Annotated in this window: 24 protein-coding genes and 1 tRNA gene; 9 read left to right on the top strand and 16 right to left on the bottom strand. The window is 71.1% G+C overall.

The window, feature by feature from the left end; all coding sequences use genetic code 11:
• The first annotated feature begins 9 nt into the window (after window positions 1-9).
• Window positions 10-1857, top strand: a complete 1848-nt coding sequence (locus ACZ6ZN_RS26415; protein ID WP_469650015.1) for an outer membrane protein assembly factor BamB family protein — start codon at window positions 10-12, stop codon at window positions 1855-1857.
• Between the two features lie 238 nt (window positions 1858-2095).
• The gene (locus ACZ6ZN_RS26410; RefSeq protein WP_398111076.1) at window positions 2096-2788 is read left to right on the top strand and encodes a helix-turn-helix transcriptional regulator; all 693 of its coding nucleotides are present in this window, start codon (window positions 2096-2098) and stop codon (window positions 2786-2788) included.
• A 105-nt stretch (window positions 2789-2893) separates the two neighbouring features.
• Here ACZ6ZN_RS26410 and ACZ6ZN_RS26405 read toward each other — a convergent pair whose 3' ends face one another.
• Together ACZ6ZN_RS26405 and ACZ6ZN_RS26400 are read right to left on the bottom strand one after the other, a co-directional pair.
• The gene (locus ACZ6ZN_RS26405) at window positions 2894-3208 is read right to left on the bottom strand and encodes a hypothetical protein (RefSeq protein ID WP_469650012.1); all 315 of its coding nucleotides are present in this window, start codon (window positions 3206-3208) and stop codon (window positions 2894-2896) included.
• Window positions 3209-3240: 32 nt separating this feature from the next.
• The gene (locus ACZ6ZN_RS26400) at window positions 3241-4935 is read right to left on the bottom strand and encodes a sodium:solute symporter family protein (protein ID WP_469650010.1); all 1695 of its coding nucleotides are present in this window, start codon (window positions 4933-4935) and stop codon (window positions 3241-3243) included.
• A 218-nt stretch (window positions 4936-5153) separates the two neighbouring features.
• On the opposite strand from ACZ6ZN_RS26400, the gene galT reads away from it, so the two are divergent.
• From galT to galK, 3 genes are read left to right on the top strand one after another with little or no spacing between them, the layout of a single operon-like run.
• Window positions 5154-6215, top strand: coding sequence for a galactose-1-phosphate uridylyltransferase (galT, locus tag ACZ6ZN_RS26395; protein ID WP_398111079.1), 1062 nt, complete (start codon window positions 5154-5156; stop codon window positions 6213-6215).
• Window positions 6212-7177 carry a UDP-glucose 4-epimerase GalE gene (gene galE, locus ACZ6ZN_RS26390; RefSeq protein ID WP_469650008.1) on the top strand — a complete coding sequence of 322 codons (966 nt, stop codon included), beginning with the start codon at window positions 6212-6214 and terminating at the stop codon, window positions 7175-7177. Before galT ends, galE begins: the two co-directional genes overlap by 4 nt.
• 25 nt (window positions 7178-7202) lie before the next feature.
• Window positions 7203-8366 carry a galactokinase gene (galK, locus tag ACZ6ZN_RS26385; protein WP_469650006.1) on the top strand — a complete coding sequence of 388 codons (1164 nt, stop codon included), beginning with the start codon at window positions 7203-7205 and terminating at the stop codon, window positions 8364-8366.
• A gap of 3 nt (window positions 8367-8369) precedes the next feature.
• On the opposite strand, the gene ACZ6ZN_RS26380 is transcribed toward galK, so the two are convergent.
• A complete protein-coding gene (locus tag ACZ6ZN_RS26380; protein ID WP_398111082.1) occupies window positions 8370-8828 on the bottom strand; it encodes a GNAT family N-acetyltransferase in 459 nt (152 codons plus the stop codon).
• A gap of 298 nt (window positions 8829-9126) precedes the next feature.
• Between ACZ6ZN_RS26380 and ACZ6ZN_RS26375 the strand changes: the two genes are divergently transcribed.
• Complete coding sequence (locus tag ACZ6ZN_RS26375; RefSeq protein ID WP_398111083.1) at window positions 9127-9894, top strand: LuxR C-terminal-related transcriptional regulator; 768 nt, start codon at window positions 9127-9129, stop codon at window positions 9892-9894.
• Here the strand turns inward: ACZ6ZN_RS26375 and tamR are convergent.
• A complete protein-coding gene (gene tamR, locus ACZ6ZN_RS26370; RefSeq protein ID WP_451876749.1) occupies window positions 9853-10350 on the bottom strand; it encodes a MarR family transcriptional regulator TamR in 498 nt (165 codons plus the stop codon). The genes ACZ6ZN_RS26375 and tamR overlap by 42 nt on opposite strands.
• Window positions 10351-10488: 138 nt before the next feature.
• Between tamR and ACZ6ZN_RS26365 the strand changes: the two genes are divergently transcribed.
• Window positions 10489-11316 carry a trans-aconitate 2-methyltransferase gene (locus ACZ6ZN_RS26365; RefSeq protein ID WP_469650001.1) on the top strand — a complete coding sequence of 276 codons (828 nt, stop codon included), beginning with the start codon at window positions 10489-10491 and terminating at the stop codon, window positions 11314-11316.
• Between the two features lie 27 nt (window positions 11317-11343).
• Here the strand turns inward: ACZ6ZN_RS26365 and ACZ6ZN_RS26360 are convergent, their stop codons facing one another.
• Together ACZ6ZN_RS26360 and ACZ6ZN_RS26355 are read right to left on the bottom strand one after the other, a co-directional pair.
• The gene (locus ACZ6ZN_RS26360; protein WP_398111086.1) at window positions 11344-12021 is read right to left on the bottom strand and encodes a TetR family transcriptional regulator; all 678 of its coding nucleotides are present in this window, start codon (window positions 12019-12021) and stop codon (window positions 11344-11346) included.
• Entirely contained in the window at window positions 12018-13034 is a 1017-nt protein-coding gene (locus tag ACZ6ZN_RS26355; protein WP_398111087.1) for an acyl-CoA desaturase, read from the bottom strand. Before ACZ6ZN_RS26355 ends, ACZ6ZN_RS26360 begins: the two co-directional genes overlap by 4 nt.
• 295 nt (window positions 13035-13329) lie before the next feature.
• Between ACZ6ZN_RS26355 and ppc the strand changes: the two genes are divergently transcribed.
• Window positions 13330-16059, top strand: coding sequence for a phosphoenolpyruvate carboxylase (ppc, locus tag ACZ6ZN_RS26350; protein WP_398111088.1), 2730 nt, complete (start codon window positions 13330-13332; stop codon window positions 16057-16059).
• Window positions 16060-16125: 66 nt separating this feature from the next.
• On the opposite strand, the gene ACZ6ZN_RS26345 is transcribed toward ppc, so the two are convergent.
• The 8 genes from ACZ6ZN_RS26345 to ACZ6ZN_RS26310 form a co-directional block, all read right to left on the bottom strand.
• The gene (locus ACZ6ZN_RS26345; protein WP_469649998.1) at window positions 16126-16839 is read right to left on the bottom strand and encodes an LPXTG cell wall anchor domain-containing protein; all 714 of its coding nucleotides are present in this window, start codon (window positions 16837-16839) and stop codon (window positions 16126-16128) included.
• A gap of 134 nt (window positions 16840-16973) precedes the next feature.
• Complete coding sequence (locus tag ACZ6ZN_RS26340; protein WP_469649996.1) at window positions 16974-17465, bottom strand: hypothetical protein; 492 nt, start codon at window positions 17463-17465, stop codon at window positions 16974-16976.
• 54 nt (window positions 17466-17519) lie between these two features.
• Window positions 17520-18116: an aminoacyl-tRNA hydrolase gene (gene pth / locus ACZ6ZN_RS26335; protein ID WP_398111090.1), complete on the bottom strand. Its 597-nt coding sequence runs from the start codon at window positions 18114-18116 to the stop codon at window positions 17520-17522.
• Between the two features lie 75 nt (window positions 18117-18191).
• The gene (locus ACZ6ZN_RS26330) at window positions 18192-18788 is read right to left on the bottom strand and encodes a 50S ribosomal protein L25/general stress protein Ctc (RefSeq protein ID WP_451876754.1); all 597 of its coding nucleotides are present in this window, start codon (window positions 18786-18788) and stop codon (window positions 18192-18194) included.
• Window positions 18789-18960: 172 nt separating this feature from the next.
• Window positions 18961-19941, bottom strand: a complete 981-nt coding sequence (locus tag ACZ6ZN_RS26325) for a ribose-phosphate diphosphokinase (RefSeq protein WP_333935471.1) — start codon at window positions 19939-19941, stop codon at window positions 18961-18963.
• 135 nt (window positions 19942-20076) lie between these two features.
• Complete coding sequence (glmU, locus tag ACZ6ZN_RS26320) at window positions 20077-21525, bottom strand: bifunctional UDP-N-acetylglucosamine diphosphorylase/glucosamine-1-phosphate N-acetyltransferase GlmU (RefSeq protein WP_398111092.1); 1449 nt, start codon at window positions 21523-21525, stop codon at window positions 20077-20079.
• Window positions 21526-21638: 113 nt separating this feature from the next.
• A tRNA-Gln gene (locus tag ACZ6ZN_RS26315) sits at window positions 21639-21711 on the bottom strand.
• Between the two features lie 8 nt (window positions 21712-21719).
• Entirely contained in the window at window positions 21720-22592 is an 873-nt protein-coding gene (locus ACZ6ZN_RS26310; RefSeq protein WP_469649992.1) for a hypothetical protein, read from the bottom strand.
• A gap of 167 nt (window positions 22593-22759) precedes the next feature.
• Here ACZ6ZN_RS26310 and ACZ6ZN_RS26305 point away from each other — a divergent pair, with 167 nt between their 5' ends.
• Entirely contained in the window at window positions 22760-24064 is a 1305-nt protein-coding gene (locus ACZ6ZN_RS26305) for a sensor histidine kinase (protein WP_469649989.1), read from the top strand.
• Window positions 24065-24106: 42 nt separating this feature from the next.
• Here the strand turns inward: ACZ6ZN_RS26305 and ACZ6ZN_RS26300 are convergent, their stop codons facing one another.
• Window positions 24107-24601 carry an SUKH-3 domain-containing protein gene (locus ACZ6ZN_RS26300; RefSeq protein ID WP_451876756.1) on the bottom strand — a complete coding sequence of 165 codons (495 nt, stop codon included), beginning with the start codon at window positions 24599-24601 and terminating at the stop codon, window positions 24107-24109.
• Between the two features lie 76 nt (window positions 24602-24677).
• Entirely contained in the window at window positions 24678-25253 is a 576-nt protein-coding gene (locus ACZ6ZN_RS26295; RefSeq protein ID WP_398111096.1) for a YwqJ-related putative deaminase, read from the bottom strand.
• Window positions 25254-25372 lie beyond the last annotated feature (119 nt).

The following is a 25372-nucleotide window of genomic DNA, read 5'->3' as shown; positions in this document are numbered from 1 at the left end:
ACTCACGTCATGACCCAGCCGCCCCCTCCGCCGCCCCAGCAGCCCCCGCAGGGAGGCGGGTTCGGCCCGCCCCAGGACCAGCCCCCGCAGACCCCGCCGCCCCCCGGCGGTCCGAACCTGAACAAGGCCCCGGAACCGGGCTACGGCTACCCGCAGACGCCCCCCACGGCTCCCCAGACGCCCCCCACGGCTCCGCAGACGCCTCCCGCGGCCCCGCCGCAGCCGGGCTACGGCTACCCGCAGGGCGCGCCCCAGCCGCCGCAGCCGCAGCCGGGCTACGGCTACCCGGGCCAGCAGCCGGGCCCGTACGGGCAGCCCGGGTACGGGCAGCCTCCGACGGTGCCGTACGGGCAGCCCGGCTACGGCTACCCGCAGGGGGCCATGCCGCAGCAGCCGCAGGCCGGACAGCAGGGCGGCGGCGGGTTCAACGCGCAGGTGGCCATCATCGTCGCCGCGGTCGTCGCGATCGCGCTGATCATCGGCGGCGGCGTCTGGTACGCCAAGTCCGGTGACGGCGACGGCAAGAAGGACGACACCGCCAGCTCCAGCGGCGGCACCGGCGGCTCCGACGACGGCAAGGGCGGGGCCTCCGGCGGCGAGGAGAAGGCCCCGGCCGACCCCACCGCCAAGGTCCTCTTCCAGGTCCCGGCGCCCGAGGTGAAGAACGACAGCACCGTCGTCGTCTCCGGCTCGTGGCTCACCGACAAGGCATACGTCAAGAGCGGCATCGCCAAGATCGTCGGCTACGACCGCGACAAGGGCACCCAGTTGTGGACCGTTCCGCTGCCCGGCCCGGTCTGCCAGGCCAGCCGCCACGCCACCGACGACGGCAAGACGGCGATCCTCTACCAGCCGGCCATGCCCACCAAGGCCCAGCCCTCGCACGGGTGCAGCCAGATCGCCCTGATCGATCTCGACGGGGGCAAGAAGCTGTGGACCAAGACGGTCGACACGGGCGGTGACCCGATCAGCTTCAACAACGTCACGATCAGCGGACAGACCGTGGCCGTCGGCAGCACCAGCGGCGGCGCCGCGTTCGACACCTCCGGCAAGCTCCTGTGGAGCCCCAAGACGAGCGACTCCTGCTACGACGCCGGGTACGGCGGCGGGGAGAGGCTCGTCGCGGTGCGCAAGTGCGGGTCGTACGGGGCGCGGCAGCTGCACATCCAGACCATCGACCCGAAGTCCGGGAAGGTGGTCTCCGAGTACAAGATGGCCGAGGACATCGAGTACGCGAGCGTCGTGTCGACCGACCCGCTCGTCGTGGCCGCCGACGTCGGCGACTCCGCGGGCGACGGCAGCGGCATCTCCGACTTCTTCTCCATCGACAACAAGACCGGCAAGCTGCGCACGCGCATCGCCGCGCCGGGCGAGCAGTTCGCGGCCCGCTGCGAGGGCATCACGCGCATCGAGTACTGCACCGGCATCGCCGTCGGCCCGAACCGGCTGTACCTGCCGACCGAGGAGCACGACGGAACCGGCAAGTACAGCCAGACCAACGAGATCGTCGCCTTCGACCTCACCACCGGCAAGCAGACCGGCCAGCGGGCCGACGCCGGCGAGGGCTACACGATCTCGCCGCTGCGCATGGACGGCGGCAACGTGATCGCCTACAAGCGCCCGCCGTACGACAAGGGCGGGCAGGTCGTCAGCATCGACGGCGGCAGCTTCAAGCAGACCAAGCTGCTGGAGAACCCGGCGACCGAGCAGGTGCGGGACGTGGAGAGCCGGATGTCCCCGGACTACTCCGAGTACCTCTACGCCGACGGGCACCTGTTCATGTCCCGGGTGTACGCGAGCAAGCGGTCCACGTCGGGCAACGAGGAGTACCTCGCGGTCGGTTTCGGTACGAGCTGATCGGCGTCCGGTCGGTTTCCGACCGAGCGGTGGCCACAGCGGTCCCGTCCCTGTTGAGGGGCGGGACCGTTCGCGTTTGGGCCGGTCAACCTCGTATGCGAGGAATTTCCTCGATCCGGGGCGATTCTCGCCGGTAGGGGGAGCGCGACGTCGAACAAGCGTGTAGCTTCCGGGGGCATGAAGCGGGGGAGCCGGGGGGCTTCCATCAGGGGGACCGGGGTGACTGGGGGGTTGCTCGATGGGAGTGCGGCTCATGGTGGTCGACGACCACCGTCTGCTGGCCGAGGCGCTGGCCTCGGCGCTGAAGCTGCGGGGGCACCGGGTGCTGGCCGCGGCGGCGCCGGCCGCGGGGGCGGCGGAGCTGGTGATCACCCGGGCGCCGGAGGTGTGCCTGCTGGGCACGGCCGCGCCGGCGGAGCCGGGCGTCTTCGACCCGGTGGTACGGATCAAGCAGGAGCGGCCGCAGGTCGCGGTCCTGGTGCTGGGACCGGTCCCGAACCCGCGCGGCATCGCGGCGGCCTTCGCCGCGGGGGCGTCGGGCTACGTCCGGCACGACGAGCGCATCGAGGGCGTCGAGCGGGCGATCATGAAGGCCCGGGCGGGGGAGGCGGCCGTGGCGCCGCAGCTGCTCCAGGGGGCGTTCGCCGAGCTGCTGAACCCCGCCGCCCAGCCGGACGACGAGGGGCAGCGGCTGCTGTCGATGCTCACGCCCCGCGAGGTGGAGGTGCTGGTCCGCGTCGCGGACGGCGAGGACACGCGCCTGATCGCGGCGGGCATGGGCATCGCCCCCTCCACGGCCCGCACGCACGTCCAGCGGGTCCTGATGAAACTCGGCGTCGGCTCCCGCCTGGAGGCAGCGGCCCTGGCAGCCCGCACAGGCCTCCTGGACCGAGCGACCCCACTGCCGGGCCCGCCGCACCAGGAGCCGTGACACGCCGCACGCCGCCCTGGGGGGACAGCTCCACCGGACGTCGTGAGGCGCACCGGCCGGCCTCGGCGCCCGGTCGGGGACCGGGCGCCGGTCGTCCCCGGAGCCTCAGTCCTGCGGCTCCTGGTCCGGTGTGACGTCCGGCGGGGGCGGGGCCGCCGGACGGAGCTTCAGCCAGACCAGGAAGAACAGGCCCAGCAGGAGCATGCCCAGGCCCGTCCAGAGGTTGATGTTGACGCCCTCCGCCTTGTCGATGTCGGCGTCGGACGCCGTGAAGCCGGCGATCATGACGATCACGCCGTACAGCACGAACAGCCCGCCGATGATGCGGCGGATGTCGAACAGCCGGGCGGCCGTCGCCGATTTGCCCTGCAGCTCGGTGACTTCCCGCTGCACGTCCTTCTCGGAGTAGAACTCGGACATCTGTCAATCCTCCCTCGAAAAAGCGTGACCCGTCAGAACGAGAACGGGATGTAGCAGGCCGCGGCCAGGATCACCGCGCCCCAGCCCAGCAGCGCCGGCCTGCGGTACCACGCCTCGTCCCCGGGCGCCGGCGGCTCGGACATGCCGGGAGAGGTCGTGCCGTAGACCAGGCCCTGGAGTTCCATCGCCGGCTTGGGCTTGGTGAACAGCGACACCGCCACCATCACGACCGCGCCCGCGACGAATCCCGCGATCGCCGAGACGAAGTTGGCCCCCTGGTCGGAGGGGATGTCGATGACGTCCTGCTTGTAGAGGACGAAGTAGTTGACCATCGCCGCCGTGGTGCCCGCCAGCAGCCCCCAGAAGCCGGACTTGACCGATGCCCGCCTCCAGAACATGCCGATGATGAACACCACGAACATCGGCACGTTGAAGAAGGAGAACAGCGTCTGGAGGTAGGCCATGATGTTCGAGAAGGACCGGGCCAGGAACGCCGTGCCGATGGACGCCAGGACGCCGACCGCGGTGATGAGCCGGCCGAAGCGCACGTAGTACTCGTCCTCGCGGTCCCGGACGATGTACTTGGCCCAGATGTCGGTCGTGAACACCGTGTTGAACGACGACACGTTGGCCGCCATGCCCGCCATGAACGCCGCGAGCAGACCGGTCACGGCGATGCCCAGCACACCGTTGGGCAGCAGTTGCTCCATCAGGTAGGGGATGGCGTCGTTGTACTGCAGATCGGAGTCCGCCGTACCGATCTTCGGCACCAGGACCGCGGCGACCAGGCCCGGGATCATCACCAGGAACACGATGAAGATCTTGGGGAACGCGGCGATCAGCGGGGTGCGCTGGGCGGCGGAGAGGTTCTTGGCGGACAGGGCGCGCTGCACCTCGGCGAAGTTCGTCGTCCAGTAGCCGAAGGAGAGCACGAAGCCGAGCCCGAGGACGATGGTCAGCCAGTTGGCGCCCAGCGGGTTGTCGCTGCCGATGCCGGTGCCGCCCCAGGACGTCATGAAGTCGGCGCCGCGGGACTCGGTGAGGGAGTCCGACAGCCCGTCCCAGCCGCCGACGCTCTTCAGCCCGAGCACGGTGATGGGGATGAGCGCGGCCAGGATGACGAAGAACTGAAGGACCTCGTTGTAGATCGCCGAGGACAGGCCGCCGAGCGTGATGTACGCGAGTACGAAGAACCCGGCGACCACGATCGCCACCCACTCCGGCCAGCCCAGCAGGGCCTCCACGACGATCGCCAGGGCGTACAGGTTGACCCCGGCGATGAGGATGGCCGCGAAGGCGAACAGGATCGAACTGAGCAGGTGCGCCGCCTTGTCGAAGCGCAGCAGCAGGAACTCGGGGACCGAGCGCACCTTGGAGCCGTAGTAGAAGGGCATCATCACCAGGCCCAGGAAGACCATGGCCGGGATGGCGCCGATCCAGTACCAGTGCGTGGTGTAGACGCCGTACTGGGCGCTGTTGGCGGCCATGCCGAGGATCTCGGTGGCCCCCAGGTTGGCGGCGATGAACGCCAGCCCGGTGACCCAGGCGGGCAGGGAGCGGCCCGACAGGAAGAAGTCCAGGCTGGTCTTCACCGACCGGCGCGCGGCGAAGCCGATGCCGAGGACCACGACGAAGTAGATGCCGAGGATCGTGTAGTCGAGCCAGTTGGTGGGGAGCCGCAGCTCGGCCGACAGATACTCGGCCGACAGATACAGGGGGGGATGCATGAGCCCTCGCTTCGTTGCGCGAACCGATACCTGGCGGAAATCCACTTCTCCGCGTTCCGTCATTGAACACGTCGGGTGGTGCTCTTTGTTTGATTGTGATGTTGACCCGCTGTGGTGAGTTGTGTTTCAATATGTTGGGTTATGTTTGAAGACTGTGTTTGAAGGCTGTGCCTGAAGGCTGAGGGTGAAGCCGAGTGAGCAGGATGAGGGAGTCCGGCGTGAAGAAGACCTCGACCCGGCTGGCCGACGGCCGCGAGCTCCTCTACTACGACCTGCGGGACGACACCGTCCGGGACGCGGTCGACCGCCGTCCCCTGGACCGCACGGTCACCACGTCGGAGATCCGCCGCGACCCCCTGCTCGGCGACGCGGTCGCCGTCGCCTCGCACCGCCAGGGCCGCACCTACCACCCGCCGGCCGACGAGTGCCCCCTGTGCCCCTCCGAGGGCGACCGGCTCAGCGAGATCCCCGACTCCTCCTACGACGTCGCCGTCTTCGAGAACCGCTTCCCCTCCCTCGCCGGCGACTCGGGCCGCTGCGAGGTCGTCTGCTTCACCTCCGACCACGACGCCTCCTTCGCCGACCTCGACGAGGAGCAGGTGCGCCTGGTGCTGGAAGCCTGGACCGACCGCACCGCGGAGCTGTCCCATCTGCCCGCCGTCGAGCAGGTGTTCTGCTTCGAGAACCGGGGCGCCGAGATCGGCGTGACGCTCCAGCACCCGCACGGGCAGATCTACGCCTACCCCTTCACCACCCCGCGCACCGCGCTGATGCTCCGTTCGGCCGCGGCCCACAAGGAGGCGACGGGCGGGGAGAACCTCTTCGACGCCGTCGTGCGGCGCGAACTCGCCGGGGAGCGGGTCGTCCTGGAGGGCGAGCACTGGGTGGCCTTCGTGCCGTACGCGGCGCACTGGCCCTACGAGGTCCACCTGTACCCCAAGCGGCGGGTGCCCGACCTGCTCGCCCTGGACGAGGCCGCGCGCACAGAATTCCCCCAGGTCTACCTGGAACTGTTGAGGCGCTTCGACCGGATCTTCGGTGAGGGCGAGCCGCCGACGCCGTACATCGCGGCCTGGCACCAGGCACCGTTCGGCGCGCTGGAGGAGTTCGACGGGGTCGTGCGCGAGGACTTCGCACTGCACCTCGAGCTTTTCACCATCCGCCGCACTTCCGGCAAGCTGAAGTTTCTCGCGGGTTCCGAGTCCGGCATGAACGTGTTCATCAACGACGTGCCGCCGGAGCGCGCGGCCGAGCGACTGCGAGAGGTAGCGAGTTCATGAGCGGGAAGTACCTGGTGACGGGCGGCGCGGGATACGTCGGCGGTGTGGTCGCCCAGCACCTGCTGGAGGCCGGCCACGAGGTCGTCGTCCTCGACGACCTCTCCACCGGCTTCCGCGAAGGCGTCCCGGCCGGGGCCTCCTTCGTCGAGGGCGACATCCGCGACGCCGCCAAATGGCTGGACTCCTCCTTCGACGGCGTCCTGCACTTCGCCGCCTCCTCCCAGGTCGGCGAGTCGGTCGTGAAGCCGGAGAAGTACTGGGACAACAACGTCGGCGGCACCATGGCCCTGCTCGACGCCATGCGCGAGGCGGGCGTGCGCACGCTGGTCTTCTCCTCCACGGCCGCCACCTACGGCGAACCGGAGCAGGTCCCGATCGTCGAGTCCGCCCCCACCCGGCCCACCAACCCCTACGGCGCCTCGAAGCTCGCGGTCGACCACATGATCACCGGCGAGGCGGCGGCGCACGGCCTGGGCGCGGTCTCCCTGCGCTACTTCAACGTGGCGGGCGCCTACGGGCAGTTCGGCGAGCGCCACGACCCCGAGTCCCACCTGATCCCCCTGGTCCTCCAGGTGGCGCAGGGCCGGCGCGAGGCGATCTCCGTCTTCGGCGAGGACTACCCGACGCCGGACGGCACCTGCGTGCGCGACTACATCCACGTCGCCGACCTGGCCGAGGCCCACCTGCTGGCGCTGAGGGCCGCCACCCCCGGCGAGCACCTGATCTGCAACCTCGGCAACGGCAGCGGCTTCTCCGTCCGCGAGGTCATCGACACCGTCCGCCGGGTCACCGGCCACCCGATCCCCGAGGTCGTCGCCCCCCGCCGCGGCGGCGACCCGGCGGTCCTGGTGGCGTCCGCTGCCACGGCCCGCGAGAAGCTGGGCTGGAACCCGTCCCGCGCGGATCTCGCGGGCATCGTCGCCGACGCGTGGGACTTCGCCCGGCGGCACGGCAAGCAGTAGCTACGAGTAGGTCAGGGAGCAGGGCATGAGCGAGGCTGTCGCCGGCACGGTCGCCGAACGGTTCACCGAGCTGTACGGCACGGGGCCGCAGGGGGTCTGGGCGGCTCCGGGCCGCGTGAACCTCATCGGCGAGCACACCGACTACAACGACGGCTTCGTCATGCCGTTCGCCCTGCCGCACACGGCGGTCGCGGCCGTCTCCCGCCGCGACGACGGCGTGCTGCGCCTGCACTCCGCCGATGTGGACTCCGGCGTCGCCGAACTGCGCCTGGACGCGCTGGCACCCGAGTCCGACAAGGACTGGACGGCGTACCCGGCCGGCGTGGTCTGGGCCCTGCGGGAGGCAGGCCACGCGGTCACCGGCGCGGACGTCCACCTGGCCTCGACGGTCCCCCCGGGCGCCGGGCTGTCCTCCTCGGCGGCCCTGGAGGTCGTGGTCGCGCTGGCCCTGAACGACCTGTTCGACCTGGGCCTGCGCGGCTGGCAGCTGGCCCGCCTGTGCCAGCGCGCGGAGAACGTCTACGTGGGCGCGCCCGTCGGCATCATGGACCAGACGGCGTCGGCCTGCTGCACGCGGGGCCACGCCCTGTTCCTCGACACGCGGGACCTCTCCCAGCAGCAGATCCCCTTCGACCTGGCGGCCGAGGGCCTGCGCCTGCTGGTCGTCGACACCCAGGTCAAGCACTCCCACAGCGAGGGCGAGTACGGCAAGCGCCGCGCGGGCTGCGAGAAGGGGGCGGCCCTGCTGGGCGTCGACGCCCTGCGCGACATCCCCTACGACGACCTGGACGCGGCCCTGGACCGCCTCGGCGACGAGGAGGAGGTCCGCCGCCTGGTCCGGCACGTGGTCACCGAGGACCGGCGGGTGGAGCGCGTGGTCTCCCTGCTCGAGGCGGGCGAGACCCGCGGCATCGGGCCCGTCCTGGTCGAGGGCCACGCCTCCCTGCGGGACGACTTCCGCATCTCCTGCCCGGAGCTGGACCTGGTCGTCGAGGCGTCCCTGGCGGCCGGTGCGCTGGGCGCCCGCATGACCGGCGGCGGCTTCGGCGGCTCGGCGATCGTCCTGGCGGAGGAGGCGGACGTCGACGCGATCGGCAAGGCGGTGACGGAGGCCTTCGCGGCGGCGGGCTTCACCGCGCCCCGGGTCTTCGAAGCGGTGCCGTCGGCCGGTGCCCGCCGGCTGGCCTGAGCCTCACCGAAGCGTTTTCGTCAGCAAGTACTCCGTGACGCCGGGCGGGTAGTCCGGCACGGTGCACGCCACCCGGTACCCCTGCTTCTCGTAGAAGCGGGGGGCCTGGAAGTCCCAGGTCTCCAGGCGGGAGAAGCGGCAGGAGCGCTGCGAGAGCGCGATGTCCTCCGCGCGGGCGAGCAGGCGGCTGCCCAGGCCCGCGCCGCGGTGGCGGTCGTCGACCCACAGGTGCGTCACGTGCAGCCAGGTCGCCCAGGTGTAGCCGACGAGCCCGCCGGCGAGATCGCCGTCCGTCTCGTTCACAGCCCACACATGCAAGGGGACGTCCCGTTCGCCGGGCGTTCCGCGCAGCGAGCGCAGGATCGCCGAGGCGGTCGTGTTGGAGTCCCGCAACCGGGTACGGAGCAGATCACGTCGGTCCTTGTCGACTTCTGTCTCAAGACGGAACATGCGGCACACCATAAACGCGTCGGACAGTCAGTTCTGCAAATAACCTTCCGCTCCGGGCACCCGTCCGTACTCTGATGAACAGCACCGGTGGGGGCCGGTGCCGCTCAGGGGGCGAGACAGCCGGGTACGACGCCCGGGGTGGGGGTGGCGGTTCCTGCACGGCGGCGGCCGTGCGGCTGCGGCGACCCGGTGCGGCTGCGGACGAGCACGGACGCGGCCGGTCACCGCACTCCGGCGTCGTGCCCGCGCGGTGTCGTCTTCCGACGATGGGGATCCCCTGCTCCTCGGGAGCATCGGGGAAGGGGGTTACGTGGTTCGCATCCGAGTCCTGGTCGTCGACGACCACCGCATCTTCGCCGAGTCGCTCGCCGCGGCCCTGGCCGCCGAGCCCGACGTCGAGGTGTCCGCGGCGGGCAGCGGCCCGGCCGCCCTGCGCAGCCTGGAGCGGGCGGTCGCCGAGGGGCGCCGCTTCGATGTGGCCCTCGTCGACGCCGACCTGGGCGGCAAGGTCCCGGGCGCCCGCCCGGCCGTGCCGGTGCAGGAGGGCAACGAGGACGGGCTGGTCGACGGGATCTCCCTGGTCACCGGGGTGCGCACCGCGCAGCCGAACGTACGGATCGTCGTGCTCGCCGAGAAGGACGACCCGCGGCGGGCCGCGCTCGCTCTTCAGGCGGGGGCCTGCGGCTGGGTCGCCAAGGACTGCTCGCTGTCCCGGCTGCTCACGGTCATCCGCGGGGTGCTGCGCGACGAGACGCATCTGCCGCCCGCCCTGCTGACCGGGGTGCTGCGCGAACTGACCGCCGCCCGCAAGCACCGCACCGAGAGCGAGCGGCTCGTGGAGTCGCTCACGCCGCGGGAGCGCGAGGTGCTGCGGTGCATGGTGGCGGGGCTGGGGCGCAAGGCCGTCGCCGAGCGCCTGTACCTGTCGCCGCACACCGTGCGGACCCATATGCAGAACGTGCTGGGCAAACTCGGCGTGCACTCCACGCTCGCCGCCGTGGCCCTCGCCCGGCGGGCCGGGGTGGGACCGGCCGACCTAGCCGGGGATGTTGTCGAACGGGGCGGTCAACTGGCGTAGCAGACCGGCCAGCTCACCGCGCTGGCCGCGGGAGAGCTCCGCGAGGATCGCCCGCTCCTGGTCCAGCAGTCCGGACAGGGCCTGGTCCGCGCGGTCCCGGCCCTCGTCCGTCAGCCGCACCAGCACGCCCCGCCGGTCGCTGGGGTCCGGGAGGCGCTCCACCAGGCCCTTCTTCGCCAGCCGGTCGATGCGGTTGGTCATCGTGCCCGAGGTGACCAGGGTCTGGGTGAGGAGCTGCCCCGGCGAGAGCTGGTACGGCGTGCCCGCCCGGCGCAGCGCCGTCAGCACGTCGAACTCCCACGGCTCCAGGTTGTGTTCCGAGAAGGCCAGGCGCCGGGCCCGGTCCAGGTGCCTGGCCAGCCTGCTGACGCGGCTGAGCACCTCGAGCGGTTCCACGTCGAGGTCCGGGCGCTCCCGGCGCCACGCTGCGACCAGCCGATCGACCTCGTCCTCCATGACGATCAGTGTAGTGGTTGTGTCGACGTAGAGTCTCTTGACGTCGATCTTCTTGACATCAAGAGACTTGCGGGATCACGCTGGGTGCAGCGCCGAGCGTCCGCACCCGGGGACACCGGCCGGACACCTGGAGGACCCATGCCCGCGGACACCCCCACCTGGGACCCCGACCGGTACCTGCGGCACGCCGGGCACCGCGCCCGCCCCTTCGCCGATCTCCTGGCCCGCGTCCCCGACCTGCCCACGCAGCCGCCGGACCGCCCCCGCATCGCCGACCTCGGCTGCGGCCCGGGCAACGTCACCACCCTGCTCGCCGGCCGCTGGCCCACCGCGCGGATCACCGGCTACGACAACTCCGCCGAGATGCTCGACCGGGCCCACGTGGACCACGAGGGGCCCACCGCGGGCGGCGGCCGGCTGGACTTCGCCCCCGCCGACGCCCGCACATGGACACCCGGCGAGCCGCACGACCTGATCGTCAGCAACGCCACCCTGCAATGGGTGCCCGGACACGCCGAACGGTTCGCGGACTGGACGGCCGCGCTGAAGCCCGGCGGCACCCTCGCCTTCCAGGTGCCCGGCAACTTCGACGCCCCCAGCCATCGCCTCATGCGCGCCCTCGCCGCCTCGCCCCGCTGGCGCGGCCGGCTCGACGGCGTCCTGCGCCACGCCGACGCCGTCCTCTCCCCGGCGGCCTACCACGAGCGGCTGACCGCGCTCGGCTGCGCGGCCGACGTGTGGGAGACGACGTACCTCCACCTGCTGCACGGGCCGGACCCGGTCCTCGACTGGGTCGAGGGGACCGGGCTGCGGCCCGTCCTCACCGCCCTCGGCGACGACCCCGCGGCGCGCGAGGCGTTCGTCGCCGAGTACCGCACGGCCCTGCGCGCGGCCTACCCGCCCGGCCCGCACGGCACCGTGTTCCCCTTCCGCCGCGTCTTCGCCGTGGCACGCAGGGGGGACTGACGGCCGGGGGCGGCCCGGCCGGCGCGGTCAGGCCTTGCGGCGGCCTATCAGGTGGGGCTTGGCCTCCAGGCCGTCCAGGCCGTGCCAGGCCAGGTTCACCAGGTGCGCGGCCACCTCGGCCTTCCTCGGCTTGCGCACGTCCAGCCACCACTGACCCGTCAGCGCGACCATCCCGACCAGGGCCTGCGCGTACAGCGGGGCCAGCTTCGGGTCGAAGCCGCGGCTCTTGAACTCGCGGCCCAGGATGTCCTCCACCTGGGTGGCGATGTCCGAGATCAGCGACGCGAACGACCCCGTCGACTGGGGGATGGGCGAGTCACGGACCAGGATGCGGAACCCGTCCGTGTACTCCTCGATGTAGTCCAGCAGCGCGAACGCCGCCTGTTCGCACAGCTCGCGCGGGTGACCGGCGGTCAGCGAGCCGGTGACCATGTCCAGCAGGCACCGCATCTCACGGTCCACGACCACCGCGTACAGGCCCTCCTTGCCGCCGAAGTGCTCGTACACCACCGGCTTGGAGACCCCGGCCTTCGCCGCGATCTCCTCCACCGACGTGCCCTCGAAGCCCTTCGCGGCGAAGAGCGTGCGACCGATCTCCAGCAGCTGCTGACGGCGCTCGGCACCGGTCATACGGGTGCGACGCACTCGCCGCGGCTTGTCATTGCTGGGATTGCTGCTCGAGTCGGTCGCCACAGCGACCATCATGCCGCCTCGGCGGGTTCCTTCCCGCGCCGGGAGCCGCCTTCCCCGCCGGTACGGCGCGAATCGATACGCGAGCGTGACGGCCAGCGCACGTCGTACGCCCAGCCCGCCAGCTCGAACCAGCGGATCAGCCGGGCGGAGGAGTCCACCTGCCCGCGCATCACGCCGTGGCGCGCGGACGTCGGGTCGGCGTGGTGCAGGTTGTGCCAGGACTCGCCGCACGACAGGATCGCCAGCCACCACACGTTGCCCGAGCGGTCACGCGACTTGAACGGCCGCTTGCCCACCGCGTGGCAGATCGAGTTGATCGACCAGGTCACGTGGTGCAGCAGCGCCACCCGCACGAGCGAACCCCAGAAGAACGCCGTGAACGCGCCCCACCAGGACATCGTCACCAGACCGCCGATCAGCGCCGGCAGCCCCAGCGACACCACCGTCCACAGCACGAACTGGCGCGAGATGGTGCGGAGCGTCTTGTCCTTGACCAGGTCCGGGGCGTACTTCTCCTGCGGCGTCTGCTCCTCGTCGAACATCCAGCCGATGTGCGCCCACCACAGGCCCTTCATCAGGGCCGGCAGCGTCTCGCCGAACCGCCACGGCGAATGCGGGTCGCCCTCGGCGTCGGAGAACTTGTGGTGCTTGCGGTGGTCGGCCACCCAGCGCACCAGGGGCCCCTCGACCGCCATGGACCCCGCGATCGCCAGGGCGATCTTCAGCGGGCGCTTGGCCTTGAAGGAGCCGTGCGTGAAGTGGCGGTGGAACCCGATCGTGATGCCGTGGCACCCCAGGAAGTAGAAGAAGACCAGCAGACCGAGGTCCAGCCAGCTCACTCCCCAACCCCACGCCAGCGGCACGGCCGCCAGCAGCGCGACGAACGGGACGATGATGAAGACGAGCAGGGCGAGCTGCTCGATGGACCGCTTCTTCTCGCCACCCAGCGTGGCGGAGGCTGCGGCGTCGCTGGACCGACCGGGTGCCTTCGCGGCGTCCTCGATCACATCGGAACTACTGGTCATACGCGTCCCCTGGGGGGTATGTGGAGGGAGATGGTGTGGCCGGGCCACGGGAATCCGTGCCGTGCTCCCTACGGTTCCGTAACCTACGGCATCGTAAGTATGGCAGTGCGGTGCTCCGCGGCAAGGGCCCGACGGCCTGCGCGTCCCGGTCGACACCTATCCTTGAGTCGGTCGGACAGCGCGGTCCGCTCTGATTTCTTCCCGGACGCCCCGCCCCGTAAGCGGCGCCCGCCGCGCGAGACGCCGTCCGGGTTCCCCTCCCAGACGAGCTTCAACACTGCAAGGAGCCGCACCTGTGAGCAGTGCCGACGACCAGACCACGACGAGCAGTGAGCTGCGTGCCGACATCCGCCGCCTGGGCGACCTCCTCGGGGAGACCCTCGTCCGGCAGGAGGGCCCCGAGCTGCTGGACCTCGTCGAGAAGGTACGCCGACTGACCCGCGAGGACGGTGAGGCCGCCGCCGAGCTGCTGCGCGGCACCGAACTCGACACCGCGGCCAAGCTGGTCCGCGCCTTCTCCACCTACTTCCACCTGGCCAACGTCACCGAGCAGGTCCACCGCGGCCGCGAGCTGCGCGCCCGCCGCGCCGCCGAGGGCGGACTCCTCGCCCGCACCGCCGACCGCCTCAAGGACGCCGACCCCGAACACCTGCGCGAGACGGTCCGCAACCTCAACGTCCGCCCCGTGTTCACCGCACACCCCACCGAGGCCGCCCGCCGGTCCGTCCTCAACAAGCTCCGGCGCATCGCCGCGCTCCTGGAGACCCCGGTCATCGAGTCCGACCGCCGCCGCCTCGACACCCGGCTCGCCGAGAACATCGACCTCGTCTGGCAGACCGACGAACTGCGCGTCGTCCGCCCCGAGCCCGCCGACGAGGCCCGCAACGCCGTCTACTACCTCGACGAACTCCACGCCGGCGCCGTCGGCGACGTCCTGGAGGACCTCACCGCCGAACTGGAGCGCGCCGGCGTCAAGCTCCCCGACGACACCCGCCCCCTCACCTTCGGCACCTGGATCGGCGGCGACCGCGACGGCAACCCCAACGTCACCCCCCAGGTGACCTGGGACGTCCTCATCCTCCAGCACGAGCACGGCATCAACGACGCCCTGGAGACCATCGACGAGCTCCGCGGCTTCCTGTCCAACTCCATCCGCTACGCCGGCGCCACCGAGGAACTGCTCACCTCCCTCCACGCCGACCTCGACAACCTCCCCGAGATCAGCCCCCGCTACAAGCGCCTCAACGCCGAGGAGCCCTACCGGCTCAAGGCCACCTGCATCCGGCAGAAGCTGGAGAACACCAAGAAGCGCCTCGCCGACGGCACCCCCCACGTCGACGGACGCGACTACCTCGGCACCGGCGAACTCCTCGCCGACCTGCGGATCATCCAGGAGTCCCTGCGCGCCCACCGCGGCGGCCTCTTCGCCGACGGCCGCCTCGCCCGCACCATCCGCACCCTCGCCGCCTTCGGCCTCCAGCTCGCCACCATGGACGTCCGCGAACACGCCGACGCCCACCACCACGCCCTCGGCCAGCTCTTCGACCGGCTCGGCGAGGAATCCTGGCGCTACGCCGACATGCCCCGCGACTACCGCGCCAAGCTCCTCGCCAAGGAACTGCGCTCCCGCAGGCCCCTCGCCCCCACCCCCGCACCCGTCGACGCCGCCGGCGAGAAGACGCTCGGCGTCTTCCAGACCGTGCGCAAGGCCCTGGAGGTCTTCGGACCCGAGGTCATCGAGTCCTACATCATCTCCATGTGCCAGGGCGCCGACGACGTCTTCGCCGCCGCCGTCCTCGCCCGCGAGGCCGGCCTCCTCGACCTCCACGCGGGCTGGGCCAAGATCGGCATCGTGCCGCTGCTGGAGACCACCGACGAGCTCAAGGCCGCCGACACCATCCTCGAGGACATGCTCTCCGACCCGTCCTACCGGCGCCTCGTCGCGCTGCGGGGCGACGTCCAGGAGGTCATGCTCGGCTACTCCGACTCCTCCAAGTTCGGCGGCATCACCACCAGCCAGTGGGAGATCCACCGCGCCCAGCGCCGCCTGCGCGACGTGGCCCACCGCTACGGCGTCCGCCTGCGCCTCTTCCACGGCCGCGGCGGCACCGTCGGCCGCGGCGGCGGCCCCACCCACGACGCCATCCTCGCCCAGCCCTGGGGCACCCTCGAAGGCGAGATCAAGGTCACCGAACAGGGCGAGGTCATCTCCGACAAGTACCTCATCCCGTCCCTGGCCCGCGAGAACCTCGAACTGACCGTCGCCGCCACCCTCCAGGCCTCCGCCCTGCACACCGCGCCCCGTCAGTCCACCGAGGCCCTCGCCCGCTGGGACGCCGCCATGGACGTCGTCTCCGACGCCGCCCACGCCGCCTACCGCAACCTCGTCGAGGACCCCGACCTGCCGACGTACTTCCTCGCGTCGACACCCGTGGACCAGCTCGCCGACCTGCACCTGGGCTCCCGGCCCTCCCGCCGCCCCGGCTCCGGCGTCTCCCTCGACGGCCTGCGCGCCATCCCCTGGGTGTTCGGCTGGACCCAGTCCCGGCAGATCGTCCCCGGCTGGTTCGGCGTCGGCTCCGGCCTCAAGGCCCTGCGCGAGGCCGGCCTCGACACCGTCCTCGACGAGATGCACCAGCAGTGGCACTTCTTCCGCAACTTCATCTCCAACGTCGAGATGACCCTCGCCAAGACCGACCTGCGGATCGCCCAGCACTACGTCGACACCCTCGTGCCCGACGAGCTCAAGCACGTCTTCGACACCATCAAGGCCGAACACGAACTGACCGTCCGCGAAGTGCTCCGCGTCACCGGCGAGAACGAACTCCTCGACGCCGCGCCCGTACTGAAGCAGACCTTCACCATCCGCGACGCCTACCTCGACCCCATCTCCTACCTCCAGGTCGCCCTGCTCAAGCGGCAGCGCGAGGCGGCCGCCGCCGGCGAGGAGCCCGACCCGCTGCTCGCCCGCGCCCTGCTCCTCACCGTCAACGGCGTGGCCGCGGGCCTGCGCAACACCGGCTGACCCGCACCCGCACACAACCGTGCCCCCGGACCCGCAAGGGTCCGGGGGCACGGTCGTGCACGCACCTCAGCCGCGCGGCGCGCTCCGGCGACGGAACGCCAGGAACCCGCCCGCCGCCAGCAGCAGCGCCGCCACGCCCGACAGCAGGCCCACCGGCGCCCCGGTGCCCGTCTCCGCCAGGTCACCCCCGTCGGGACCCTGCGGCGACGGCGACGACCCACCCCCACCGCCCGGCACACCGGCCGACGCCGAAGCCGACGGCCCACCCGGCTCACCCGACGGCACACCGGACGCCCCCGGGGACGGAGACGCGGACGACGACCCCGACGGCGACGGCGACGCCGACCCGGACGGCACCCCGCCGCCGGGCTCCTCGTCGCCGCAGTCCGTCCAGAACACCTTGTGCTTCGCCGCGCCCTTCTCGCCGTCGAAGTTCCAGAACAGCTTGTAGTGACCGTCGGGCAGCGACAGATCCCCGGTCCGGCCGTGGCCCTGGCCGTCCAGCGTCAGCTCACCCGACTTCACCGTCTGCCCCTTGTTCTCGCTCGGGGGGATGGCGTCGATGTGCCAGTCGACCCGCTGACCGCCGTCGAAACCGAAGGCGTCCAGGTAGAAGGTGCACACATGCGGCTCGTTGCGGCGCAGCTCCTCACCGGTCGCGGCGTCATGGATCTTGACCGTGCCGTTGTCACCGGGCGGGGTCGCGTACGCGGCCGGAGCCGGCAGGAGGGCCGCCGAAGCGGTGGCGCAGACAGCGCCCAGACGGGAGAGGGTTCGCATCGGGAAGTCCATCTTCGAGAAGTGACGGGAAGATGTGGAGGGGGCGGTTCAGCTTCCAGCCCGGCCCGACGGCACGTCAATCACGAACCCGCAACACTCGGGCCCCTCACAGCCCAGGAGAACACCCCGACCCCTCAGACGGTCACGAAAGCCGCCGTCAGCAACGCCACCCCCGACAGCGCCAGCACCCACGCCGCCCGCGACCGCAGCAGACCCCCCGCCACCACCACCGACGCCAGCAACAGCGCACCCCCCAGCGGGATCCACGCGTACAGCACCCCCGCCGGACCCGAACGCACCGCGGCCTCACCACCCGGCTTCAGCACCACCATGTACGTCCGGCCCGCCTCCACCGCGACCGACTTCTCCAGCACCACCCGCGACCGCGGCTGCGACCCCGCCGACACCGGCGTGTACCGGCCCGAGCACGAGTCCGTCCCGCACCGCGTCACCTCGACCGTGCCCCGCTCCCGGCCCTTCGTCAGCATCACGTGCTGCGCCGTCCCCCACGACGCCCACACGCCCGCCACCAGGATCAGCACCGCCAGCGCCCCCATCGCGGCGAACCGCCCGAACCGCAGCGCGACGGCCGACACCGGACGGGAGGGCGTGGCGTGGGCAGGCATGGCCGGGATCATTGGCCATGCCTGAACAACCCGTCAACCTCGCCGGGTGACAAGTCAGGAGTTGTACGTACTCTGCGCCCGCTCCAGACCGTCCAGCACCAGACACTCCACCGCGTCCGCCGCCCGGTCCACGAAGTAGTCCAGCTCCTTGCGCTCCGCGGACGAGAAGTCCTTCAGCACGAAGTCCGCCACCTGCATCCGCCCCGGCGGCCGCCCGATCCCGAACCGCACCCGGTGATAGTCCGCACCGAACGCCTTCGTCATCGACTTCAGACCGTTGTGCCCGTTGTCCCCGCCCCCGAGCTTCAGCCGCAGCACCCCGTAGTCGATGTCCAACTCGTCATGGACCGCCACCACATGCGCCACCGGCACCTTGTAGAAGTCCCGCAACGCGTTCACCGGCCCGCCCGACAGGTTCATGTACGACATCGGCTTCGCCAGCACCACCCGCCGGCCCGCCGGCCCCGGCGGCCCGATCCGGCCCTCGACCACCTGCGCCTGCGCCTTCCCGGCCCGCTTGAACCTCCCCCCGATCCGCCCGGCCAGCAGATCGGCCACCATGAAGCCCACGTTGTGCCGGTTCCCCGCGTACTCCGGCCCCGGATTGCCCAACCCCACGATCAGCCACGGCGCGGCCGCATCGGTCGTCACGTCCCTGTCTCCTTCATACGCGTCGGCCGCTGCCCCGCACGGGAACAGCGGCCGACCACACGACGACGCTGAGGATCAGGCCTCGGCGGCCTCTTCCTCAGCGGCCTCCTCGCCCTCCGGGGCCTCCTCGGCCTGCGCGGCCAGGACCTGAAGGACGACGGCGTCCTCCTCGACGGCCAGCGTGACGCCCTTGGGCAGCTCGATGTCCTTGGCGAGGACCGAGGCACCGGCCTCCAGACCCTCCACCGACACCGTCACGGCCTCGGGGATGTGCGTGGCCTCGGCCTCGACCGGAAGCGCGTTCAGCACGTGCTCCAGCAGGTTGCCGCCCGGAGCCAGCTCACCCTCGGCCTGCACCGGGATCTCCACCGTGACCTTCTCGCCACGCTTGACCAGCAGCAGGTCCACGTGCTCCAGGAAGCCCTTCAGCGGGTCGCGCTGCACGGACTTCGGGATCGCCAGCTCGTTGGTCTTGCCGTCGATGTCCAGCGCGATCAGCACGTTCGGCGTACGCAGCGCCAGCAGCAGCGCGTGACCCGGCAGGGTCAGGTGCAGCGGGTCCGAACCGTGCCCGTACAGCACGCCGGGAACCTTGTCCTCACGACGGATACGGCGCGCGGCACCCTTGCCGAACTCGGTGCGCGTCTCGGCGGCGATCTTCACCTCGGACATGATCACTCCTCATAGTCAGTCGACGAACGTGGTCACCCGGCCACGAACGGCCTGCTACGAAGAGCGCGTCGATAACGGACCACCGCATCCCGCCAACAAACGGGAAACGGCCTCCCTCGCCGAGCAACTGCAGCAGTCTACTCGGCCAGGAAGGCCGCCTCCAAAACGATCTCTACTGCTCGTCGAACAGGCTCGTCACCGAACCGTCCTCGAACACCTCACGCACCGCCCTGGCGATCGTCGGCGCGATCGACAGCACCGAGATCTTGTCCATGTCACCGCTCAGCTCACCCGGCGTCGGCAGCGTGTTCGTGAACACGAACTCGCTCACCCGCGAGTTCTTCAGCCGGTCCGCCGCCGGACCCGACAGCACACCGTGCGTCGCCGTCACGATCACGTCCTCCGCACCGTGCGCGAACAGCGCGTCCGCCGCGGCACAGATCGTCCCACCGGTGTCGATCATGTCGTCCACCAGGACGCACACGCGGCCCTTCACCTCACCCACGACCTCGTGGACCGTGACCTGGTTCGCGACGTCCTTGTCCCGGCGCTTGTGCACGATCGCCAGCGGCGCGCCCAGCCGGTCGCACCAGCGGTCCGCCACCCGCACACGGCCCGCGTCCGGGGACACCACCGTCAGCTTCTCCCGGTCCACCTTCCGGCCCACGTAGTCCGCCAGCAGCGGCAGCGCGAACAGGTGGTCCACCGGACCGTCGAAGAAGCCCTGGATCTGGTCCGTGTGCAGATCCACGGTCAGGATCCGGTCCGCACCCGCGGTCTTCATCATGTCCGCGATCAGGCGCGCCGAGATCGGTTCACGACCACGGTGCTTCTTGTCCTGCCGCGCGTAACCGTAGAACGGCACGATGACCGTGATGGAGCGGGCCGACGCACGCTTCAGCGCGTCGATCATGATCAACTGCTCCATGATCCACTTGTTGATCGGAGCCGTGTGGCTCTGGATCAGGAAGCAGTCGGCACCACGCGCCGACTCCTGATACCGCACATAGATCTCGCCGTTCGCGAAGTCGAAGGCCTTCGTCGGGACGACCCCGACACCCAACTGCTGGGCGACCTCCTCGGCAAGCTCGGGGTGGGCGCGGCCGGAGAAGAACATCAACTTCTTCTCGCCGGTCGTCTTGATCCCGGTCACAGCACTGTCTCCTCAGAGGTGTCGCAGCTGGGTGTCGAGAGACCTCGCAGCCGGCTTGCCGGAGGCCGTCTCAGCTGGTGGGGGTGCGGGTGTGCACTTATCACCGTACGCCGTGTTTGAGGCAACCGTTTCCGGTCAGCCCTCCTCGGCCGACCCCCGGGAAGCCGCCTCCGCCGCCTTCGCGGCCGCGCTCCCCGGACGCTTGCGAGCCACCCAACCCTCGATATTCCGCTGCTGACCACGGGCCACGGCCAGCGAACCCGCCGGCACATCCTTCGTGATCACGGACCCCGCAGCGGTGTACGCACCGTCCCCCACCGTGACAGGCGCCACAAACATGTTGTCCGAGCCCGTACGGCAATGCGAGCCGATGGTCGTGTGGTGCTTCTCCTGCCCGTCGTAGTTCACGAACACGCTGGCGGCACCGATGTTCGTGTGCTCACCGATCGTCGCGTCACCGACGTACGACAGATGGGGCACCTTCGTGCCCTCACCGATCGAGGCGTTCTTCGTCTCCACGTACGTCCCGATCTTGCCCTTCGCGCCCAGCCGCGTCCCCGGACGCAGATACGCGTACGGACCCACTGTCGCGTCCGCCCCCACCTCGGCACCCACGGCCACCGTGTTGTCCACCCGCGCGCCCGCACCCACCCGGGTGTCGGTCAGCCGGCAGTTGGGCCCGACCTCCGCGCCCTCGCCCAGATGCGTCGCGCCGTGCAGCTGCGTGCCCGGGTGGACGACGGCGTCCTGCTCGAACGTCACGGTCACGTCGACGAACGTCGTCGCCGGGTCGATGACGGTCACCCCCGCGAGCATCGCCTCGGTCAGCAGCCGGTCGTTCAGGATCCGGCGGGCCTCGGACAGCTGCACCCGGTTGTTGATCCCGGCGATCTCACGGTGGTCACCGGCCACCGACGCCCCCACCCGGTGCCCCGCCTCACGCAGGATCCCGAGCACGTCCGTCAGGTACTCCTCGCCCTGGCTGTTGTCCGTCCGCACCTTCTTCAGCGCGTCGGCCAGCAGCTGACCGTCGAACGCGAACACACCCGAGTTGATCTCCCGGATCGACCGCTGCGCGTCCGTCGCGTCCTTGTGCTCCACGATCGCCGTGACGGCACCCGTGGCGTCGTCCCGCACGATCCGGCCGTAGCCGGTCGCGTCCGGCACCTCGGCGGTCAGCACGGTGACCGCGTTGCCGTCCGCGGAGTGCGTCCCGGCGAGCGCCCGCAGCGTCGCGCCGGTCAGCAGGGGAGTGTCCCCGCACACGACCACGACCGTCCCGTCGACCGACCCGCCCAGCTCCTCCAGGCCCATCCGCACGGCGTGCCCCGTGCCGTTCTGCTCGGCCTGCACGGCGGTGCGGACGCCGGGCGCGATCTCGCCCAGGTGCGCGGTGACCTTCTCCCGCGCGTGACCGACCACCACGACCAGGTGCTCGGGGTCCAGCTCGCCCGCGGCGGCGAGCACGTGCCCGACGAGACTGCGACCGCAGAGCTCGTGCAGGACCTTGGGTGTGGCCGACTTCATACGGGTGCCCTCACCCGCTGCGAGAACGACGACGGCTGCCGGGCGGTTGGCGCTCACGGGATGCCCTTCGGCTGTGGATGGGGTGGGGTGTCATCCGCAGGATACCGGGGGGTTTTCCGGGGGGCATGGGTGCGGGCCCTGACGTGACTGTCAGGGCCCGCACCGCGCAGCTCCGCCAGCTGGATTCGAACCAGCACTACAGGGCTTCAAAGGCCCGCGGGCTACCAGTTACCCCATGGCGGATGGCTGCGTCAGACCTTACCCGAGGAGAAGGACGTGGTGATCCCGGAAACCATTCCATGCCACCAGCCCTCGATACGACGGTACAACTCGGCGCCTTGGGAGACGCGGACCACGAGGCAACCCCGATAGTTCTCGCCCACGTTCTTGCGGACGGTCTTCGGGTTGTGCTTCTTGATCGTCGTCTTCTGGAATGTGGAGCTGTCAACGCCCACCACGTCGCCCCAGTAGCGCTCGGCACCCTCGACGTCGGCTGTCATATGGATCATGACGCGATACCGCAGGCGGTCGCGTTCCACGCCCAGCAGGTCCAGCCATGCCAGGTAGAGCCGAATCACCCCTGGGTCGCTGTTGACGAAGAGCACGTTCTCACGTCGGTCATAGGGCTTGTCCTTCGAGCCCTCGGCCCAATAGAGCGCCACGCCGGCGATGAACAGGTCACGGGCCGACAGTTCGGCGGTCTCCTGTGCCGCAGCCCGCTTGGTTCGCAGTCGCTCCTCGTCCCGGATGGCGAGTTCGTGCTCCCAGCGCTTCCGCGCCGCCAGCTTCGCCTGCTCGGTCGGGTCACGACGCTCCGGCTTCGGCAGGTCCCGCACCCACAAGGAGATCGAGCTCTTCGAGCACCCGAGCTCCGCCTCGATCCGGTCGTAGGTCCAGCCCTGGAGGCGCAACTCCCTGGCCCGTGCCCGGAGGTCGTCCTTGGCGTTCGGGCGCCTTGTCCAGGCCGGTGGCGGTTCGCCCTTCACCAGGCGGTTGAGGATGTCGTTGTTGTAGATCTTCAGTTCGTCGCGGATCTGCCGGAGGGAGAGGCCCTGGCGGCGCAGGGCCACCGCCTTCTCGCGGAGGGCCTCGAAGTCGGCGTACTTGCCGGGTGCATGTGTCATACGCATACCGTCCGGGCGGAATGACCGGCTCCGGGATCGAACGGCGTGCGATTCAGCAGTTCGAGGGATGTCGGGTGAATTCGCAGCCGATCGGTCACCGCGTGTGGTGCGGGCGAGTCCGGGAAACTCACCGGAAAACCGGCGGGGGGCGCCCGTAGGCTGGGGGCATGACCGCGACGGGGGAAGACCATGTGACGGCCCGGGGAGGGCCGTGGTGGTGGGCCAGGCGGCGCAGTGCCGTGTTCGACGCGAGTCTGGCCGTGGTGTCCGCGCTGGAGTGCGCGCTGGAGGGGATCCCGTTCGCGAGGGACGCCGGTATTCCGGTGGCGGCGGGGGTCGTCTTCGGTCTGCTGACCGGTTCCGTGCTGCTGGTGCGCCGGCGGTGGCCGATCGCGGTCGTGCTGGTGTCCATCGCGATCACGCCCGCGGAGATGGGCCTGATGATGGGCATCGTCGGCCTGTACACGCTGGCCGCGGCCGAGATGCCCCGGCGGATCGTCGCCTCGCTGGCGGGGATGTCGCTGGTGGGGACGCTCATCGTGACGTTCGTGAAGACGCGGCAGGACATGTCGCGCGGGGAGCTGGACCTGGGTGACTGGTTCGTGCCGTTCGCGGCGGTCACGATGTCGCTGGGCTTCACGGCGCCCCCGGTGCTGCTGGGTCTGTACGTGGGGGCGCGGCGGCGGCTGATGGAGAGTCTGCGGGAGCGCGCGGACAGTCTGGAGCGGGAGCTCCAGTTGCTGGCGGAGCGGGCGGAGGAGCGGGCGGAGTGGGCCCGCAGCGAGGAGCGGACGCGGATCGCGCGCGAGATGCACGACGTGGTCGCGCACCGGGTGAGTCTGATGGTGGTGCACGCGGCGGCGTTGCAGGCGGTGGCCCGCAAGGATCCGGAGAAGGCGGTCCGCAACGCCGTGCTGGTGGGGGACATGGGGCGGCAGGCGCTGACCGAGCTGCGGGAGATGCTCGGGGTGCTGCGCAGTGGTGGGGACGAGCGGCGTGCGCGGGCGGAGTCGGTGCCGTTGGCGGCGGTGGGGGCGGCGGCGGCCGCGGCTGCGGCGGCGTCGCGGGCGGCGGACGACGACGGGCCGTGTCTGGCGGAGATCGAGGAGCTGGTGGGGCAGTCGGCCGCGGCGGGGATGGTGGTCGATCTGTCGGTGGAGGGGGAGGCCCGGTCGTATGCGCCGTTGGTGGAGCAGACGGCGTACCGCGTGGTGCAGGAGGCGTTGACGAACGTCCACAAGCACGCGGCGGGTGCGAAGACGTATGTGCGGCTGGCGCACCGGGTGTCGGAGATCGCGATGCAGGTGGAGAACGAGCCGCCCGAGGAGGCGGCGTCGTCGGCTCGGCTGCCGTCCGGGGGGAACGGGCTGGTGGGGATGAAGGAGCGGGTGTCGGCGCTGGGCGGGGTGTTCGTGTCGGGGCCGACGGACGCGGGGGGTTTCCGGGTGTCGGCGGTGATTCCGGCGTCGTAGCCGGGCGTGGCGGGCGTGGCCGGGCCGGGTGCGGGGCTCGCGTCAGTGGGTGGTGAGGCGGGCGGGTGCGGTGCCGGCGATGAGGGTGGCCAGGGCCTGGTCGATGTCGGTGCCGAGGTACCAGTCGCCGGTGTGGTCGAGGGTGTAGACGCGGCCGTCGGTGTCGATGGCGAGCAGGGCCTGGGTGTCGGTCTCGGCGCCGAGGGGGCAGACCTCGGTGTCGAGGGCGCGGCCGAGGTCGCCGAGGGTGCGGGCCATGTGGAGGCCGTGCAGCGGGTCGAGGTGGAGGGTGGCGGGGGCGACCTGGCGGCCGGGGCCGCCGGGGGTGATGTGGAGTCCGCCGAACTCGGCCCAGGCCTCGACGGCGGCGGGGAAGACGCTGTGGCGGTGGCCTGCGGGGGAGGCGTGGTCGCGCAGGGCGTCGGCCCAGATCTCGGCTTGTTTGATGTCCCAGCGTCCGGGTTGCCAGCCGGCGGCGCGCAGGGCTGCGTCGACGGGTACGGCGAAGCGGGTGGTCGAGGTGCGGTCGGTGTGCATCTGCCCTTTGTCTTGTCGTGGTGACGGAGTGACGGAGTGACGGGGTAGCGGGGTGACGGGCGCGATCGTGGGCGCGTCAGGTGTTCTGGTCCGCGGGGTCGACTATGCGGACGCCGAAGTGGGCGCTGAGGGCGGTGCAGGCGCGGCAGGGGGTGGCGAAGCTGCCGTGGAGGGGGTCGCCGTCCTCGCGGATGCGCCGGGCGGTGAGTTTGGCGTGCTTGAGGGCTTTGCGGGCCTCGCCGTTGGTCATGGGCTTGCGTGCGGCGCGTTTGCTGCGTGCGGCGTCGGCTGCGGCGATGTGGCGGGAGATGAGGATGGTCTCGGCGCAGCGGCCGGTGAAGCGGTCGCGCTGGGTGCTGGTGAGGGTGTCGAGGAAGTCCTGGACGAGGGGGTGCAGGGCGGGGGGTGTGTCGCCGCGGGCGGCGGTGCCGGTGAGGGTGGTGCCGCGGACGGAGAGGGCGGCGGCGACGGTGGGGAGGATGCCGTCGCGGCGGTGGCGCAGGACGGGGGCGTGGGCCGCCGCGGTGGCGCTCCAGCCGATGCGGGGGTCTCCGCCCGGGGGGTCCGCGGGGTGCGGGACTGCGGTGCGCGGGTCGCCGTCGTGGTGGCCGGCGGGCCTGCCGGTGTGTGGTCCCGTCTGTGTCGCGTTCATGATCGTATTCCCCTCCGTGCATCCCCCCGGGTGGTCACAGACTGCCAAATGCCGTGGCTGGTGCGGAAGCTGGGGCGGTGCGACACGCCCGGGGCGGGGCGTGTCGTGACGGTGGGGTG

It is taken from the genome of Streptomyces sp. NPDC053665, assembly GCF_055585285.1.
This window is presented reverse-complemented; position numbering and strand designations above follow the sequence as displayed.

What these genes read in the sequence shown, in the direction of transcription:
- ACZ6ZN_RS26305 (WP_469649989.1), top strand. Translation starts at nt 22,760, where the DNA reads ATGACCGCGACGGGGGAAGACCATGTGACGGCCCGGGGAGGGCCGTGG.
- ACZ6ZN_RS26380 (WP_398111082.1), bottom strand. Translation starts at nt 8,828, where the DNA reads ATGGTGTGCCGCATGTTCCGTCTTGAGACAGAAGTCGACAAGGACCGA.
- galE (WP_469650008.1), top strand. Translation starts at nt 6,212, where the DNA reads ATGAGCGGGAAGTACCTGGTGACGGGCGGCGCGGGATACGTCGGCGGT.
- ACZ6ZN_RS26345 (WP_469649998.1), bottom strand. Translation starts at nt 16,839, where the DNA reads ATGCGAACCCTCTCCCGTCTGGGCGCTGTCTGCGCCACCGCTTCGGCG.
- ACZ6ZN_RS26410 (WP_398111076.1), top strand. Translation starts at nt 2,096, where the DNA reads ATGGGAGTGCGGCTCATGGTGGTCGACGACCACCGTCTGCTGGCCGAG.
- ACZ6ZN_RS26400 (WP_469650010.1), bottom strand. Translation starts at nt 4,935, where the DNA reads ATGCATCCCCCCCTGTATCTGTCGGCCGAGTATCTGTCGGCCGAGCTG.
- ACZ6ZN_RS26355 (WP_398111087.1), bottom strand. Translation starts at nt 13,034, where the DNA reads ATGACCAGTAGTTCCGATGTGATCGAGGACGCCGCGAAGGCACCCGGT.
- ACZ6ZN_RS26295 (WP_398111096.1), bottom strand. Translation starts at nt 25,253, where the DNA reads ATGAACGCGACACAGACGGGACCACACACCGGCAGGCCCGCCGGCCAC.
- galK (WP_469650006.1), top strand. Translation starts at nt 7,203, where the DNA reads ATGAGCGAGGCTGTCGCCGGCACGGTCGCCGAACGGTTCACCGAGCTG.
- ACZ6ZN_RS26310 (WP_469649992.1), bottom strand. Translation starts at nt 22,592, where the DNA reads ATGACACATGCACCCGGCAAGTACGCCGACTTCGAGGCCCTCCGCGAG.
- ACZ6ZN_RS26360 (WP_398111086.1), bottom strand. Translation starts at nt 12,021, where the DNA reads ATGATGGTCGCTGTGGCGACCGACTCGAGCAGCAATCCCAGCAATGAC.
- ACZ6ZN_RS26330 (WP_451876754.1), bottom strand. Translation starts at nt 18,788, where the DNA reads ATGTCCGAGGTGAAGATCGCCGCCGAGACGCGCACCGAGTTCGGCAAG.
- ACZ6ZN_RS26365 (WP_469650001.1), top strand. Translation starts at nt 10,489, where the DNA reads ATGCCCGCGGACACCCCCACCTGGGACCCCGACCGGTACCTGCGGCAC.
- ACZ6ZN_RS26340 (WP_469649996.1), bottom strand. Translation starts at nt 17,465, where the DNA reads ATGCCTGCCCACGCCACGCCCTCCCGTCCGGTGTCGGCCGTCGCGCTG.
- ACZ6ZN_RS26405 (WP_469650012.1), bottom strand. Translation starts at nt 3,208, where the DNA reads ATGTCCGAGTTCTACTCCGAGAAGGACGTGCAGCGGGAAGTCACCGAG.
- ACZ6ZN_RS26415 (WP_469650015.1), top strand. Translation starts at nt 10, where the DNA reads ATGACCCAGCCGCCCCCTCCGCCGCCCCAGCAGCCCCCGCAGGGAGGC.
- tamR (WP_451876749.1), bottom strand. Translation starts at nt 10,350, where the DNA reads ATGGAGGACGAGGTCGATCGGCTGGTCGCAGCGTGGCGCCGGGAGCGC.
- ACZ6ZN_RS26300 (WP_451876756.1), bottom strand. Translation starts at nt 24,601, where the DNA reads ATGCACACCGACCGCACCTCGACCACCCGCTTCGCCGTACCCGTCGAC.